This window comes from Paraburkholderia fungorum (assembly GCF_900099835.1).
Lineage (GTDB): Bacteria > Pseudomonadota > Gammaproteobacteria > Burkholderiales > Burkholderiaceae > Paraburkholderia > Paraburkholderia fungorum_A.
The window spans coordinates 127,275-142,873 of record NZ_FNKP01000004.1 but is presented as its reverse complement, the minus strand read 5'-3'; the positions used below and the strand labels follow the sequence as shown (position 1 = coordinate 142,873).

At 59.2% G+C, this 15,599-nt stretch carries 14 protein-coding genes; 9 read left to right on the top strand and 5 right to left on the bottom strand.

All coding sequences use genetic code 11. The annotated features are described in order from the left end of the window. Positions 1-197 precede the first annotated feature (197 nt). The 5 genes from BLS41_RS40235 to BLS41_RS36190 all read right to left on the bottom strand — a co-directional run bounded on the left by BLS41_RS40235 (position 198) and on the right by BLS41_RS36190 (position 2,650). On the bottom strand, positions 198-464 hold the full coding sequence (locus tag BLS41_RS40235; protein ID WP_074773922.1) for a DUF6723 family protein: 267 nt from the start codon (positions 462-464) through the stop codon (positions 198-200). Then, positions 464-1,015, bottom strand: coding sequence for a low affinity iron permease family protein (locus tag BLS41_RS36205; protein WP_074773919.1), 552 nt, complete (start codon positions 1,013-1,015; stop codon positions 464-466). The genes BLS41_RS40235 and BLS41_RS36205 overlap by 1 nt, the downstream gene beginning before the upstream one ends. A gap of 129 nt (positions 1,016-1,144) precedes the next feature. After that, on the bottom strand, positions 1,145-1,681 hold the full coding sequence (locus BLS41_RS36200) for a hypothetical protein (protein ID WP_074773916.1): 537 nt from the start codon (positions 1,679-1,681) through the stop codon (positions 1,145-1,147). A gap of 453 nt (positions 1,682-2,134) precedes the next feature. Continuing rightward, positions 2,135-2,419: a DUF2934 domain-containing protein gene (locus BLS41_RS36195; RefSeq protein ID WP_074773913.1), complete on the bottom strand. Its 285-nt coding sequence runs from the start codon at positions 2,417-2,419 to the stop codon at positions 2,135-2,137. A gap of 54 nt (positions 2,420-2,473) precedes the next feature. Continuing rightward, positions 2,474-2,650, bottom strand: a complete 177-nt coding sequence (locus BLS41_RS36190) for a cold-shock protein (RefSeq protein WP_074774901.1) — start codon at positions 2,648-2,650, stop codon at positions 2,474-2,476. 527 nt (positions 2,651-3,177) lie between these two features. Between BLS41_RS36190 and coxB the strand changes: the two genes are divergently transcribed. From coxB to BLS41_RS36145, 9 genes are all read left to right on the top strand, one after another. Then, entirely contained in the window at positions 3,178-4,242 is a 1,065-nt protein-coding gene (coxB, locus tag BLS41_RS36185) for a cytochrome c oxidase subunit II (protein WP_083380286.1), read from the top strand. A 32-nt stretch (positions 4,243-4,274) separates the two neighbouring features. Further along, complete coding sequence (gene ctaD / locus BLS41_RS36180; protein WP_074773910.1) at positions 4,275-6,281, top strand: cytochrome c oxidase subunit I; 2,007 nt, start codon at positions 4,275-4,277, stop codon at positions 6,279-6,281. Between the two features lies 1 nt (position 6,282). Then, on the top strand, positions 6,283-6,915 hold the full coding sequence (locus BLS41_RS36175; protein WP_074773907.1) for a cytochrome c oxidase subunit 3: 633 nt from the start codon (positions 6,283-6,285) through the stop codon (positions 6,913-6,915). After that, positions 6,912-7,346: a hypothetical protein gene (locus BLS41_RS36170; protein WP_074773904.1), complete on the top strand. Its 435-nt coding sequence runs from the start codon at positions 6,912-6,914 to the stop codon at positions 7,344-7,346. Before BLS41_RS36175 ends, BLS41_RS36170 begins: the two co-directional genes overlap by 4 nt. A 98-nt stretch (positions 7,347-7,444) precedes the next feature. Beyond that, positions 7,445-8,743, top strand: a complete 1,299-nt coding sequence (locus BLS41_RS36165; protein WP_074774891.1) for a c-type cytochrome — start codon at positions 7,445-7,447, stop codon at positions 8,741-8,743. Between the two features lie 215 nt (positions 8,744-8,958). Further along, positions 8,959-10,209: a phosphatidylserine decarboxylase family protein gene (locus BLS41_RS36160; protein ID WP_074773901.1), complete on the top strand. Its 1,251-nt coding sequence runs from the start codon at positions 8,959-8,961 to the stop codon at positions 10,207-10,209. A 122-nt stretch (positions 10,210-10,331) separates the two neighbouring features. Next, entirely contained in the window at positions 10,332-11,468 is a 1,137-nt protein-coding gene (locus BLS41_RS36155) for a glutathione-independent formaldehyde dehydrogenase (protein WP_074773898.1), read from the top strand. A gap of 185 nt (positions 11,469-11,653) precedes the next feature. Next, positions 11,654-12,733 carry a catalase family protein gene (locus BLS41_RS36150; RefSeq protein ID WP_074773895.1) on the top strand — a complete coding sequence of 360 codons (1,080 nt, stop codon included), beginning with the start codon at positions 11,654-11,656 and terminating at the stop codon, positions 12,731-12,733. A 125-nt stretch (positions 12,734-12,858) separates the two neighbouring features. Further along, positions 12,859-15,171, top strand: coding sequence for an FdhF/YdeP family oxidoreductase (locus BLS41_RS36145; RefSeq protein WP_074774886.1), 2,313 nt, complete (start codon positions 12,859-12,861; stop codon positions 15,169-15,171). Positions 15,172-15,599 lie beyond the last annotated feature (428 nt).

The window sequence follows — 15,599 nt, the reverse complement described above, 5'->3', positions numbered from 1 at the left end:
CCATCGTGGCCGCAAGTTTTCCTTCATGCGGTAGCGACAAAGGGATCCGTGCAAAAGCGGGATTGCTGTTGAGTCAACCGGTGACATTTGGAAATAAAAGAGGTGCGCGATGCTGTAACCGTCGCACTGACGGTTGTGACCCGGCTCAACATACTTCATGCTCCGTGAGAGCACATGTTTGGACGTGAAGGTTTGGCTCACCTCTCTGGATTCAGAAGGTCGGCGCTGATCAGGCGGGACGCCCAAACTTGAGCGGCATCTCGTGCCTCCACGAATGTGGGGAAAGGGCCGAGATCAGGTGCACCGTCGAATGGGTAAAGAATCCGTCCGTCGGTCTTCCGGACCACCGAAAGTGTCCCGTAGTAACGTCCCTTCTGAACCGATTTACTCGCGATGCTCACGAAATAGTCGTCCGCGGTTTGCGGCCTCGCTGCAGCTTTTGTGGATGAAAGTCTCCGCGCCATCACTTTGCCTCTTCGGCTGCATCGTGCTGGGCAGTTTGCTCATGAGGCTTTGTGTTCCTACGAGCTTCTTCAACGCAGTTGTCAACGTTATCCTGCTGACCGTTGCGTTCACCAGCTTTTTTGGCTAGACGAAGGTACGCGCTGGCGATGCGACGCAAGTCCTCTTCCGACGCGTCCTCTATACCGATGAGCTGATTGCTCGCAGAACGGTTTGAGGCGAGGAGCTCGTTTAACTTCAGATGTACAGCGACGCTGTCTTTATTCTGGCTTTGCTGGATAAGAAAAACCATCAGGAACGTAACGATGGTCGTTCCTGTATTGATCACCAGCTGCCAGTTTTCCGAATACTTGAATACAGGTCCGCAGGTAAGCCATGCGAGAACAGAAATTACGGCAGCCCCGAATGCCATCGGCGATCCTGCCCAACGTGTAACCGTAGCGGCAAACGTATCGAAAGCTTTGGTGACAGGATGTCGGGATGCATACGCCGGACTCGACGTGTCGGGAACCGTGTCTAGCCGGTCGACCGGCTGATGTTGCGGATGTTGCATGTACGACTCCTGGAGTGACGGCTTTCGCGCGCATTGCTGCCCGACACCTACGACGAGAGCTCAAGCAGCCGCTTTCGAATATGGTCGGGCCTACGCCAGGCAGCAACCGCAATATCTGTGCCGTTCCACCTATGCGCCAACCATGTGAGCAATTTCATCGACTTCGATCGTTTTGCCGGATTTGTTTTTTACTCCATGTCCCCACACCTGAATATGTGCGCCGGGCTCCAGGTAGTCCGCCAACTCTTTCGCGGCGTGTGGGGGCACGCGGATTGAGGTGCCATCAGTAAGTAGCGCACCGCGAAGCTCTCCCTGCGGTCCGAACAACGGGAGCTTTACTTCGCCCTCTGTTGTCATGGGGCGCAGTTGGACGTGACGCGGCACATGAGGTTCCTGATGCGGACCTTCGTCAAGAATAGGTACGCCGGTGGAAGAAATGAGTTGAACAGCGGCAACGATGTCTGCACCGCGTGGCTTAATTCCCTGTACGCGCACCTTGTCGCCCACGGCAATGTGTTTTGCGACCTGTCTGGACAGATGTGGCGGGAAATGGACCTGTCTGGCGCTATCGAGAATCAGGCCGTCCAATTCGCCATGCGGGTTTAGCAGAAAATGCGTGACTTTCCCGCGTGTCTCTTGCAGGGAGTCAGGGTCTATCCAATGCATGGTATTTCTCCATTAAAAGCGGTTCGCCGCATACGCCGAACCGAAGTCGATTTACAGGCTCTGCAATCTGGCAGCATCGCTCACCTTTGAGAACTTCAGCGAGCGCGCATGCGAGGCCCTATGCACGGGACGTGCCTGGAGACGATGCTGCACCGCGTGTACAGACAGGGCGCCTTGGCGCGCCAAGTCGGCTCGAGTTACGGCATCAATACGGGTAGTACTTATCGGAACGCCACTTGTTGACCATCGGGGCTCATACGCACGCCATGGCGGGTACAGGATGGCCACCGAGTCAGTGAATAGGAGTCGCTTCGCGCGTTTGTTCCTGCAGGTCATGCCGGGAAAAAAATGCCCGCACAACTGGCGGGCAAAAATCCACGTCGTGGAGCTATGGAGGAGACGTCTTTGCAAATCATCGAGCGCCCGGGCATACGAGGCGCGCGGCGAAGGAAGCTACCCCGCCTTTTTCCGACGAGTCGAAGACTTTGCCGGTGGTGCGGTCGCAACCGTCATGGCGGCGTCTTCCATAGCGATTTTCTTCGAGGCAGATACATGCTGCGTCAGCAGCGAACCAGCAGCGGTCGCCTCATCAATCGGCGCTACGATGCGCGACTCCTCGTCCAGCATGGCAATAGCTTTTTCCCAGTATTCCTCCGCTCGACCTGCCGGTCGCCCGTTAGATTCCCAAAGGTAATACGCTCGTAACTCAATGTCTGCCCGGCCTGGAGATGCTTGCATGGGTTTCTTCCGGTTGGAGAGCTGCTGGCGCGTTGCCGCAGCCGCACTAAAGATTTAGCTCGCCTGGATATTCGACGCCTGCTTGCCCTTCGGACCCTGCTTCACTTCAAAGGTCACGTTCTGGTTTTCCTGCAGCGACTTGAAGCCGCTGGATTGAATCTCCGAAAAGTGAGCAAAGAGATCTTCGCCGCCACCGTCCGGAGTGACTTCACGGTACCTGTTGCCATAAATTCCTCTTTACGTCTTAAAACGCAGGCGTATGCCCGCAGTTAAAATTCTGCTAATGAGCTTTAGTCGCTGGAAAACCGCATTACGCGCTGACGGTGGTGAGCGACCGCGGCTGAAGCGCCACAACGTTAGCAGGTGGCGTGCCCGACGTTCATAAGGGGGCGCGTTATAGCGAGTTATTTTTTGGAATGGATAGAGAATTACGCCGGGGCTGCCCCGCAGCGGCGCTTTCCGTTTGGAGAAGCAGGGCGCTCGCCAGAACCGGCGCTCGACTATACGCCGCCAGGCGGTCGGGGTGAACTCGAATCAGCGCGGCTATGACATTGGCCGACCCGCGCGACAGCGTATCTGACTACATAGGAGCCATTTACCGCAGGTAGAGGAGGGCGCGAATGGGTGAAGCGTCACGCGAACAGTATTTATTCGTTTGCAGTGGCCCGATCCTTGCCGGCCCGTATTAGTCGACGCGCCAAATCGTGCGCGGTACGACACCCTGCATTGGCTGAGCGACGGCGGTGAGGAGAGGTTCCATGCGATTGGCGCCAGCATATGTCAAACAACGGCCCCTAACCGCTGGATCGACTGCACTTATTCTGATTCCGGCGCTTGGCGCCGCGTCTACCGCTTCGTTAGCGCAAGCCCATCCGTCTGCGCCTCTCAACTACTTTCTGCATGCAGATGGACCTTCGGCGATCCCGACCATGCATCTCGGCTGGGTGCTGACCGGTGTCGCGGTTGTTGTCACAGGCGTCGTTGCAGCGCTTTTGATTGTTGCGATCCTCCGTACGCGCCCGGTCGTCCGCGCCGACTCGCTGGTCGCGGCGACGGGCGGCATGCGCTGGCTTTACATCGGCACCGGCGTGTCGTCGGTCGCCCTGTTCGCGATGCTTGTCTATATCCTGCTCACGCTCGGCGCGGTAGCATCGCCTGCCACACACCCGCAGTTGACCGTGACGGTCACCGCCTATGACTGGTGGTGGAAGGTGGACTACGTCGACGATCCCAATCCTGCGCACCGTTTCAGCACCGCCAACGAAATTCATATCCCGGTTGGCGAGCCGGTGAGGATTGCGCTGAAAAGCGCTGATGTCGTGCACGCTTTCTGGGTGCCGCAACTGGCAGGCAAAACCCAGACAATCCCGGGCCAAACCAACGAGCAGTGGATCGAGGCCGACCGGCCCGGTATCTATCGGGGGCAGTGTTCGCAGTTTTGCGGCGAGCAACATGCCCATATGGCCTTCGAAGTGGTGGCACAGACACCTGATGAGTTCAACGCATGGCGGGACGCGCAAGCGCGGCCGATTGCTTTGACGAATGCCGATACGGTCGATGCTGGCAAGCAGCTTTTCGCCGAGCGCTGCGCCGGCTGTCACATGATCCGCGGCACCGATGCCGTGGGCCGGCAAGCGCCCGATCTGACGCATCTCGGCTCACGCCGCTCGATCGCGGCCGGAGCGTTGACCAACACACCGGATCATCTGCTCGACTGGATTCAACACGCGCAGAGGATAAAACCCGAATCGCTGATGCCGGATATCCCGCTGAGCGCAAGCGATGCTGCGGCGTTGTCGGCGTACTTGGCGACGCTGCATTGAAGGTCCCGTCAATAATTAGGGAGCGTCATCGCATGTCCGATCATGCTGAACCCGCTTCACAGCAAGGCATGCAACGCACGTTACGCACGCCGCAGCGTGGACGCGTGCCTCCCGGCAGTGTCGCGGAAAAACGCCTGCGCGAAATATGGGAATCACCGCCGGGTTGGCGAGGCTGGCTCTCCACCGTGGATCACAAAACGATCGGCCTGCGCTATCTGGTCACCGCATTCGTGTTTCTGCTGATGGGTGGCGTTGAAGCGCTCATCATGCGCATCCAGCTCGCGCGGCCCGATGCGACCATCCTCACGCCCGAACAGTACAACCAGCTGTTCACGATGCACGGCGTCACGATGATCTTTTTGTACGCGTTATCGGTGCTTTCCGGCTTTTCGAACTATCTGTGGCCGCTCGTGCTCGGCGCGCGCGACATGGCGTTTCCGCGTTTGAATGCATTGTCGTATTGGATCTTTCTATTCGCGGGGATTTTTCTGTACACGAGTTTTCCGGCGGGGCAGGCGCCGGACGCGGGCTGGTTCAATTACGTGCCGCTTTCGGGCCCGCAGTACAGCACTGGGCCGAATATCGACATTTACGCGCTCGGCATGGTTCTGCTCGGCATTTCCACGACAGTGGGATCGATGAACTTCGTCGTGACCCTGTTGCGGATGCGCGCACCGGGCATGTCGCTCGACCGGATGCCCGTGCTGGTGTGGGGCACCCTGACCGCGTCGGGCGGCAACCTGTTGGCTGTGCCTTCGGTGAGCCTTGCATTCTTTATGCTATGGATGGACCGGCGCATCGGCACGCACTTCTTCGATGTCCTCGACGGCGGCCGTCCGCTGCTCTGGCAGCACCTGTTCTGGATATTCGCGCACCCGTGGGTTTACGCGGTCGTATTGCCGGCCATGGGCATTGTTTCCGACGCGTTGCCGGTCTTTTGCCGCCGGCCGCTCGTCGGCTACGGGGCGGTGGCGCTATCGACCGTCGCGACTATGATCATCGGCTTTGTCGTGTGGATTCACCACATGTTCGCGACCGGCATTCCCGCGCTCGCACTATCTTTTTTCGGCGCGGCCAGCATGGTGATCGCGATTCCCAGCGCGGTTGCGACCTTCGCGTGGATTGCCACGATCTGGACCGGACGTCCGGTGTTTCGCGTGCCGTTCTTCTATTTCGCCGGCTTCGTATTGCTGTTTGTGATCGGTGGGGTGTCCGGTGTCATGACGGCGGCCATTCCGCTTGACTGGCAGCTCACCGACACGTACTTCGTCGTGGCTCATCTGCATTACGTGCTGCTCGGCATCAATGTGTTTCCCGTCATCGGAGGCATCTATTTCTGGTTCCCGAAATTCACCGGCAAGATGATGAGCGAGCGTCTTGGCAAGCTGGGTTTCTGGGTGCTGTTCATCGGCTTCAACGTCGCGTTCTTTCCGATGCATATCGCGGGACTTCTCGGCATGCCGCGGCGCATCTACACCTATCCTCCCGATATGGGGTGGAACACGGTGAACCTCGTGACCTCGCTGGGATCTTTCCTGTTCGCAGCCGGCGTGCTGATCTTTCTGATCGATCTGCTGACGAGCTTTAAACATGGCAAACCGGCCGTCGACAATCCGTGGGATGCACCCACGCTCGAATGGTCGGTCAGTTCGCCGCCACCGCCGTACAACTTCGCGGTGGTGCCGTCGCTCGCGAGCCGTCATCCGTTATGGGAGGGGCGTCTCGACGAACCGGGCGCTACTGCGCACACGCGCTCGCAACTCGAAGAAGGCTATCTGCTCGCGCAAGGTCGCGAGGCACTTGGCACGAGCGCGCTCGAAGCGAATCCCGACGTCATCCTGAAGATGCCGGGCGATTCTTACGCGCCGTTCTGGCTCGCCGTGTTCGCCACGCTCGTTTTCGCTGGACTCGCGGCGGGCGCATGGGCTTTTGCGGGCGCGATGGTGTGCGGCTGTGCGCTGTCGATTATTGTCTGGTTGTGGCCCGAGCGCGCGCTGATCCAGCGCGAACCGGCCACCGTGCGCGACGCAGGGGACTGATATGAGCGACGCCGCCGATCTGAGCGCCTCCGCTGCCGAGCCGTATCAGCCGTTGCCGGTACGCAGCGCCGGCGAACGCTCCGGCGGGTGGTGGGGCTGCCTCACGTTGATCGCAACTGAAGGCGCGTTGTTCGGCTACCTGATCTTTTCGTATCTGTACCTGGCTTCGCAAAGTACGCAGCACTGGCCGCCCGAAGGATTGCCGAAGTTAGGGCTCGGTATCGCGAATACGGTCATTCTTCTGTCGAGCAGTATGTTCGTCTGGCTGTGCGAGCGCTGCGTGAGGCGCAGACGTCGGCGGTGGGCGGTTGCCTCGATGGCAACAGGTGCGTTGCTCGGTATCGTATTCGTGGGCATCCAGATGATCGAGTGGCACGATCATCCTTATGGCCTGACAACGCATCTGTACGGCTCGCTGTATTTCACGATCACGGGCTTTCATATGGCGCACGTGGTGGTCGGTATCGTGGTCTTGCTCCTTTTGCTGCTATGGACCGCCCTCGGTTATTTTGACGAACAACGCTGCGCGGCGCTGACCATCGGCGGTCTCTACTGGCATTTCGTGGACGTCGTGTGGCTGTTTATTTTTAGCACGCTGTATCTCACGCCCTATCTGTTTCGGGGTTGGACATGACGGCCCCCGACACGGGCGCGTCGCCCAATCGCCATGAGCGCCCGTCGCGATGGTATCTGCTCGCCGGTCTGTTGCTTGCACCGCTTGCGTGGCTGGCACAGATGGTAATAGCCGAAACGTTGGCTGCGCAAAGCTGCTATCCGTTCGATCGACCGCTCGCCGCACCCGCGGTGCCTTGGCTGCGCTTTGTGCTTGTCATGGTCAGCGCGGTGTGTCTCGTGGTGGGCGGCATCGGTGCGGGGTGCGCCTGGCGAGACGTTCGCCGCGATGCAGTCGCGGCAGTCGGGTCCTCGACCGGCGAAGGAAGCCGGAGCAGAGGGCTCGAAGGATTTCTGGCGCGCGTCGCAGCGATGAGTAGCGCTCTGTTTCTGTTCGCTCTGGTCGCGACCGATGTGGCGCTTGCGCTGGTATTTCCGTGCAAGGGATGGTGACGATGGATACGCGTAGGCAACCTCCGTCGATCCGACGTCGGGTCTCGGTCTTGCACGGATTTAGACGTGCTGCGCGCCCGACGGCTGCGATGCTCGCGATGTTGCTGGGCGCCGCTATTCCCGTCCACGTTGCAAGCGCTGCATCCGGCGCGGTCCCCACGGCGGACGCGGCCCAGATCGCGCGCGGCGCGTATCTCGCGAAAGCTGCCGATTGCGCGGGCTGCCACACTGCCGCGCCGCATGCGAAACCGGCAGGTGGCGCTTTGATTCCAGGCGTGCCGTTCGCCGGTGGACTCGGCATGGCGTCTCCGTTTGGCACCATCTATTCGTCGAATATCACCCCTGATCCACAAGCGGGCATCGGCCGGTATAACTACGACGATTTTGCGCGAGCGCTGCGCGACGGTGTTGCGCCTCGCGGAAAACGGCTTTATCCGGCCATGCCGTATCCGTCATTTGCCCGAATCGACGACGATGACATGCACGCACTCTACGCGTACTTCATGCACGGTGTGACACCGGTTGCGACGCCCGCAACGCCGACGCGTTTGCCGTTTCCGTTCAATCAGCGCTGGGCGCTGATGTTCTGGGACTGGGCGTTCGCTCCAACTGGTCCATTCAAGGCGGACGCCCGGCACGACGCACAATGGAACCGGGGTGCCTATCTCGTGCAGTCGTTGGGGCATTGTGGCGCATGCCACACGCCCCGAGGACCTGCGTATGAGGAGCGAGGCTACACGGAAGCCAGCCTGCTTTATCTGACTGGCGGCACGAACGACCACTGGTTTGCGCCCAATCTGAGCGGCGACGAGGGCTCGGGACTCGGACGAATTTCCGCGTCGGACGTTGCGGCGTTCCTCAAGCATGGCCACGGCGGAGGCCTGGTTACGTTCGGTAGCATGGTGCAAGTGGTGGAGGACAGTACCCAGTACCTCAATGACGCTGATCTCATCGCAATCGCCTCTTATCTGAAGAACTTGCCGCCGCGAGCCCCGAACGCTCATTTCGACCCGCGTTCGAGCGCCGCGCAACAAAGCGCGCAGGCGCTCGCGACCGGCGACGTCGAACGGCCCGGCGCCGGCATTTATGCGACTTATTGCGCTCGATGCCATCAGTCGACCGGCGCGGGTGTGCCGCAAAAGTATCCGCGCCTCGCTGGCAATCCCGCGGTGCTGGCGCCGCAAACGGTCTCGCTGGTGCGACTGCTAGTGGAGGGCGGCGCGAGCCCGAACACCGTTGACGGTCCCGATTCGCGCAAAATGCCGCCCTTTGCCGATAAATTGAATAACAGCGAAATTGCGCACGTTCTGACGTTTGTGCGCAGTGCGTGGGGAAACGCGGCTGAGCCTGTCACAGCGCATGACGTGTCGGCGGTACGTAGCGCGATACACAAATAGGCGGCTGCGGCGGGATGAATGCGTCGTCGAGGGCCACTTCCGCATTGCGGGACACGGGTATGGAGGTTGCTCGCCGGTTTCAGAGTATCAATTCATCCCGTGTGCACGATTAGAGTTCTTGACCCGCGCTTCCGGTGTAGCCCACAGTGTCCGCGTCATGTGGCGGCTCCATTGCACGATTCGGAATTTCTCCCCAACAAATGAAAGGATTGGACATGGCACACGAAGCCGGCAAGGCAACTGAAGAGCGACGTCGCCTGGGAGGCTGGCTCCCGACTCATGAGCCCCACCTGGCTCGATACCGCACGGAGGTAGCGGCGAAAGCGCGGCAGCGAGGCGCTAGCGAGCCGCGAACGAGGGCTGTCGAGGAACTCGCAGCACTGGTAAATGACGATGCGGTCCTTCGAATGGACCTGACGCGAGCTATCGCCCAGGCACGTGAAGCCGGATTCGTTCTGGGTTATTCAAACATCGACGAATTGATGGATGTGATCGATTATCTGATGACCTATGCGCCGCCCTTCAGCACGACAAGCCTGATTCATTGTCCTTTGAATGCGTTGCTCGACTGGCCGATGTGCATGCCCTCGGGCTACGCGCTGTTTCGGGACCCTGCCTTGAACGCGCAACTCAAACGCGTGCTGAATTGCTGGTGCGGCTTTCTGAGCGGCCCGCATTCGCGCGAGCACCTGACTGTTTCGCCACCCGACGGCTGGCTGTCCCGCGAGGCCGATCAACGAATCGGCCTTTCCCAGTTTATTTGCAATCCAGATCAACCTTACTGGGGATTTGCGTCGTGGAATGATTTCTTCACGCGACGGTTTCGCGACGGCATGCGGCCGGTCGATGAGCCTGATAATGACAAGGTGATCGTGAGCGCCTGCGAGGCCGCTCCTTATAACGTCCAGCACGATGTAAAAGCCGACGACACGTTCTGGATAAAAGCGCAGCCTTACTCGTTGCGGGACGTATTTACTGCGAACCGGAGCGAACTGGCAGACACGTTTGCAGGCGGCTCGGTCTATCAGGCTTTTCTCAGTGCGTTTAACTATCACCGCTGGCATGCGCCGGTAAGCGGCGTCGTTTCTCACGCATACGCCGTTGACGGTACGTATTATTCGAATGCGGATTCGGAAGGTGAAGACCCGGCTGGTCTCAACGATTCGCAGGGCTACATTACAGCCGTGGCTGCAAGAGCGGTGATCGTCATCGAATGCGATGATCGTTCGATCGGTAAAGTGGCTTGCATCTTTGTCGGTATGGCCGACGTCTCATCGTGCATCATCGAAGCGCTGCCAGGCATGCGACTGCGCAAAGGTGACGAACTGGGATTCTTCCAGTACGGAGGATCGACCTGTTGTCTCGTGTTCGAGCCAGGGGTAATCGAAGGCTTCGTTCCGCAGCCGCCGTTCGACGACAAAAGCACACCCGTGAAGGTGAACTCGCGTATCGCCATCGCCAGATAGTTTTGCACGGCAATTGCACGTCCATGCAATTCATTTTCATGCGCTTTGTTCTTCGGGCACGGCCGCTGCTCGATCATATGAACGGTCGCCACAACGGCGAGCGCCGTTCCCGGAGATCAGCAATGAAAGCATTAGTGTATGAAGGCCCCCGCAAAGTGACTGTCAAGGAAATGCCGGATGCAAAAATCGAACGTCCCAATGACGTGCTGGTAAAAATCACGACGACCAATATTTGCGGTTCGGACCTGCATATGTACGAAGGTCGTACAAACATGGAATCGGGCCGCATTCTCGGCCACGAGAATCTCGGCGTGGTGACTGAAATCGGCAAGGGCGTCGAGCGGATCAAGGTCGGCGATCGAGTTTGTTTGCCGTTCAATATCGGCTGTGGTTTCTGCAAGAATTGCGAGCGCGGGCTGACAGGTTTCTGTCTAACTGCGAATCCGGGTGTGGCTGGCGCAGCGTATGGCTTCGCCGGAATGGGGCCGTATAGCGGCGGTCAGGCGGAATATCTGCGCGTGCCGTTCGGCGACTTCAACTGCCTGGTGCTGCCGGCCGATTCGGAAGAAAAGGAGAATGACTACGTGATGCTGTCGGATATTTTTCCGACCGGCTATCACGCGACCGAACTGGCCGGCGTTCTGCCCGGCGAAAGCGTGGTGATTTACGGAGCGGGGCCAGTCGGACTCATGGCGGCGCTATCGGCGCAAATCAAGGGGGCCAGCAAGATCATGGTGGTCGACACTCATCCTGATCGCCTGAAACTGGCTGAGAAGATAGGCGCGATTCCGGTGGACGACACCGACGGCAAATCGGCTGAGCGAATTCTCGACATGACCGGCGGAGAGGGTGCGGACCGCGGTTGCGAATGCGTGGGCTATCAGTGCACATGCAAGGGCCATGAGGTTCCGAATGCGACGATGAATAACCTGATCAAAGCCGTCCGGCCGACGGGCGGTATCGGCGTGGTGGGCGTTTTCGTCGCGGAAGATCCGAAGGCCGAAGACGCGCTTGCCAAAAAAGGACAGGTCGCGCTGGACTTCGGTCAGTTATGGATGAAGGGCCAAAAAATCGCCACGGGCCAGGCGAACGTCAAGGCATATAACCGTCGCCTGTGCGATCTGATTGCAGCGGGTAAGGCGCAGCCGTCGCAGATTATTTCGCACGAACTCCCGCTGGAGCAGGCAGCCGACGGATATAAGCATTTCGACGAACGCGCCGAGGGTTGGACAAAGGTGGTGCTGAAGACGGCCGCCTGACGAGCGGTTACGCTGCCGGCGAAAGGAAATGCCCGTAGCCGGCAGTACCGCTAGTGTGACGTGACGACCACGCATGACATTCCCTACGCGTCGGCTCATCCGCATGGCACGGAACGAAATGTCCGACAGGCATGGCGGTTGCGCAACCTCCGCACAACCAACATGTTCCCCACCTGGAGTCCCACATGAATTCCGTTTCTGCTATTCACGCGCTGCCGTTTGATCCGACGTTCGAACAGGTCCCCGAAGATGAAGCAGACACCACTCGCCAACTTGTCGAGGCGATGCACAGCATCCTGGAAACCACGTCACAGGATTATCAGCACGGCGTGCGTAGCGTGCATGCGAAGAGCCACGGTCTGCTCGACGGGGAACTAACTGTTTTTTCAGACCTGCCACCGGAGCTTAGCCAAGGCGTCTTCGCACGCCCCGGCACTCACAAAGTCGTGATGCGCCTGTCGACCAATCCCGGTGACATTCTGGACGACAGCGTTTCAACGCCGCGTGGGCTCGCTCTCAAGATCGCCGAGGTAGAGGGTGCGCGTCTTCCAGGCAGTGAAGCCGAGACCACCCAGGACTTTGTGATGATCAATGCGCCGGCATTCACGGCGGCAACACCCAAGGACTTTCTTTCGAGTCTGAAACTACTGGCCAAAACAACCGACCGCGCGCCGACCGGCAAGAAGATGTTGTCGGCTGTATTGCGTGGTGCGGAAAAAGTAGTCGAGGCGGTGGGCGGGGAGAGCGGGACGCTTAAGAGTCTGGGCGGCCATCCTGAAACACATATCCTCGGCGAGACTTTTTTCACGGCCGTGCCGTTTCTGTACGGAAAATATTTCGCCAAGCTAAGCGTTGTGCCGGTCTCGGAAGAACTCACTGCTTTGACTGATGCGCCACTGGACATCAACGGCCATCCCAATGCGCTGCGCGATGCGGTCAACGAATTTTTTGCAACGCATCCGGGTGAGTGGGAAGTGCGTGTACAGCTTGCAACCGATATCGGCAAGATGCCGGTCGAAGACGCGTCCGTTAAATGGCCGGAAGACGACAGCCCTTATATTGCAGTCGCGCGTATTCGGGTAGCGGCTCAACCTGCCTGGACCGAGGCGCGCTCGGCCGCCATCGATGACGGCATGACGTTCAGTCCATGGCATGGAATTGCCGCGCATCGACCGCTCGGTGGCGTGATGCGATCCCGCAAACCTGCCTATGAAATGTCGGCGGAGTTTCGCGGGCGATTCAACGGATGTCCGGTGCACGGATAAATCCATAAAAGTGACCGGCCCGCTTCAGGCAACGATTCGCGGGTCCGTTTGTTGCGGACCCCAAGCTGTTCAGCCATGCGAAACCGCAGGCTGTGTCAGCGGCGATCGCGCAAGGAGCGGACGGCATGAGCACGGACAGCACAATCAAGGAATATCAGAACGCGGCCGGCGGTTGGGGTTCGGTCAAGGCGGTTGCAACGATTCTGATTCAGGAGCATGTCGCGTTGCACGGTAGCGCGATTCTGTCTCATCAGAACAAACCCGACGGTTTCGCGTGCGTCAGCTGTTCGTGGGCCAAACCCGCTGACCCGCATCTGTTCGAATTCTGCGAGAACGGGGCGAAGGCGACTGCCTGGGAGATCACGAGCAAACATATCGATCCCGCCTTTTTCGCACAACACACACTGACTGAACTCGAATCATGGAGCGGCCTGGAACTCGAATCGTCGGGACGGCTGACTGCACCCATGCGCTGGGACCCCGCCACCGATCGCTACGTGGAAACAACCTGGGAACACGCGTTCGCCGACATCGCAAAAGAGTTGCTTGCAATCGAACCCGATGAAGCCGTGTTCTATGCGTCAGGACGCGCGTCGCTCGAAACCTCGTACCTGTATCAACTTCTCGCTCGCCTGTACGGCACGAACAATCTGCCGGACAGTTCCAATATGTGTCATGAGAGTACGTCTGTCGCTCTACCGAAAACGATTGGTTCACCGGTTGGAACGGTCACACTCGCCGACTTTGAACATACCGACTGTATGTTCTTCTTTGGCCACAACACCGGCACTAACGCGCCGCGGATGCTGCATCAGTTGCAGGACGCGCGCAAACGTGGCGCGCAAATCATTACGTTCAATCCGATCAGGGAGCGCGGGCTGGTCAGTTTCGCTAATCCCCAATCGCCGCTTGAAATGCTGACGCCGGCCGAGACGCGCATCAGCACGCAATATCATCAGGTGCGGATTGGCGGCGATGCCGCCGCCGTGGCCGGTCTCTGCAAGCTGCTGATCGAATGGGACGACGCGGCGCAACGCGATGGAGCACCTCGGGTGCTCGACGCAGCGTTCATTGCCGAACACACGGCAGGCTTCGAAGAATTCGCTGCGGCGATGCGCGCAACGACCTGGGCCGAGATCGAAGCGCGCTCGCAATTGACGCGCGACGCACTCACTGCAGCCGCCACGGAATACGCTCGCGCGAAGTCTGTCATGGTGCTGTACGGGATGGGGATCACACAGCATCGCAATGGCGTGCACAACGTTCAGATGCTGTCCAATCTGCTGCTGTTGCGCGGCAATATCGGCCGGCCTGGTTCCGGTATCTGTCCGATACGGGGACACTCGAACGTGCAGGGTCAGCGCACGGTCGGCATCACCGAGAAGCCGGAACTCGCGCCGCTCGACACATTGAAGAAACTGTACGATTTCGAGCCGCCGCGTCACAAAGGTATGAGTACCGTAGAGGCCTGCAAGGGTGTGCTGGACGGAAAAGTCAAAGCGTTCATCGGGCTTGGCGGCAATTTCCAGGTGGCGATTCCGGATCATCACGTGATGGATGCCGCGTGGCGCTCGCTGAGGCTGACCGTGCAGATTGCGACGAAGCTCAATCGCAGCCATCTGCTGCATGGCGAAGTGGCTTACCTGCTGCCGTGCCTCGGGCGCATCGAGATCGACCAGCAGGCAGAAGGCGAACAATGGGTGAGCGTCGAGGACAGCACGGCGTGCGTCCACGGTTCACACGGTTATGCCGACCCGGCCAGTGACATGCTTTTGTCCGAGCCAGCCATCGTGGCCGGTATCGCCAAGGCTCTGCTGCCGCACAACCCTCACGTCGACTGGGATGCTTGGGTGGCCGACTACGCGACGATCCGCGATGCGATCGAACGGACGTATCCCGATCAGTTTGCCGACTTCAATCGGCGCTTTTGCGAACCCGGCGGTTTTCATCGACCGATACCGGCCGCCGAACGCAAATGGAAAACGCCCAACGGCAAAGCGAATTTCGTGATGCCCGATACGCTCGACGAAGATGCCGACATGCCGTCCAGCGGTCCCGACGTGCTTCGTCTGATGACAACGCGCGGCGACAGCCAGTTCAACACCACGGTCTATTCGCTGGACGACCGCTTTCGCGGCGTGCACGGCACGCGCAATGTCCTGCTGATGCATCGCGACGACATGACAAGACTCGATCTCGCGGAAGGCGACGAAGTGTGTGCATCCACCGATTCGAAAGACGATGTAACACGCGAAGTGGATGGCATGCGCGTCCATGCTTTCGATATTCCCGCCGGTTGTGTCATGGGCTATTACCCTGAGTGCAACCGGCTCATCCCGCTATCGCATCATGCAAAGGACAGCCTCGTACCCGCGTCGAAATCGATACCGGTGCGGTTGCGGAAAAGCGGAAAAAGTCAGCAGATAAGTGCTGCGTGAAAGGCTGCCAGACGAGCGTTTTGTCGATAGGCTCTGTCGACACACGGGAAATTCGGCACTGGCCGCCCGGATTGTACATCGTAATGAGGCCACGACTTTCACCCCACACGATTTGAAATCGCAGCCGTAGTCAAGGAGTTTGGCAAGTAGTCGATGCTCACGCTGACCGCTATCGCAACCCAATGGGTCATTGAGAATGTCCTGATGCCTCAGGGATGGAGAAATCCCTGCATCGTTCGAACGGGGACGTTGCGGGGAGGGATCCGCGCCACCGTGTGGTTCAGTTCAGCGCAGGTCGCGAAAGCGACACGCGCGGAATTGCGGAAAATCAATGCGAAAGGGGCCCTCGTCGCTATTGTTGTCGCTAAGCACGCGATAGCTGCTTTTCGAATATAGGCGGTAACACTTCGCCGAAAAACCAAAACGAA

Bases quoted from the DNA above. Each gene is read 5' to 3' on its own strand.
- BLS41_RS40235 (WP_074773922.1), bottom strand. From the start codon at position 464: ATGGCGCGGAGACTTTCATCCACAAAAGCTGCAGCGAGGCCGCAAACC.
- BLS41_RS36205 (WP_074773919.1), bottom strand. From the start codon at position 1,015: ATGCAACATCCGCAACATCAGCCGGTCGACCGGCTAGACACGGTTCCC.
- BLS41_RS36200 (WP_074773916.1), bottom strand. From the start codon at position 1,681: ATGCATTGGATAGACCCTGACTCCCTGCAAGAGACACGCGGGAAAGTC.
- BLS41_RS36195 (WP_074773913.1), bottom strand. From the start codon at position 2,419: ATGCAAGCATCTCCAGGCCGGGCAGACATTGAGTTACGAGCGTATTAC.
- coxB (WP_083380286.1), top strand. From the start codon at position 3,178: ATGCGATTGGCGCCAGCATATGTCAAACAACGGCCCCTAACCGCTGGA.
- ctaD (WP_074773910.1), top strand. From the start codon at position 4,275: ATGTCCGATCATGCTGAACCCGCTTCACAGCAAGGCATGCAACGCACG.
- BLS41_RS36175 (WP_074773907.1), top strand. From the start codon at position 6,283: ATGAGCGACGCCGCCGATCTGAGCGCCTCCGCTGCCGAGCCGTATCAG.
- BLS41_RS36170 (WP_074773904.1), top strand. From the start codon at position 6,912: ATGACGGCCCCCGACACGGGCGCGTCGCCCAATCGCCATGAGCGCCCG.
- BLS41_RS36165 (WP_074774891.1), top strand. From the start codon at position 7,445: ATGTTGCTGGGCGCCGCTATTCCCGTCCACGTTGCAAGCGCTGCATCC.
- BLS41_RS36160 (WP_074773901.1), top strand. From the start codon at position 8,959: ATGGCACACGAAGCCGGCAAGGCAACTGAAGAGCGACGTCGCCTGGGA.
- BLS41_RS36155 (WP_074773898.1), top strand. From the start codon at position 10,332: ATGAAAGCATTAGTGTATGAAGGCCCCCGCAAAGTGACTGTCAAGGAA.
- BLS41_RS36150 (WP_074773895.1), top strand. From the start codon at position 11,654: ATGAATTCCGTTTCTGCTATTCACGCGCTGCCGTTTGATCCGACGTTC.
- BLS41_RS36145 (WP_074774886.1), top strand. From the start codon at position 12,859: ATGAGCACGGACAGCACAATCAAGGAATATCAGAACGCGGCCGGCGGT.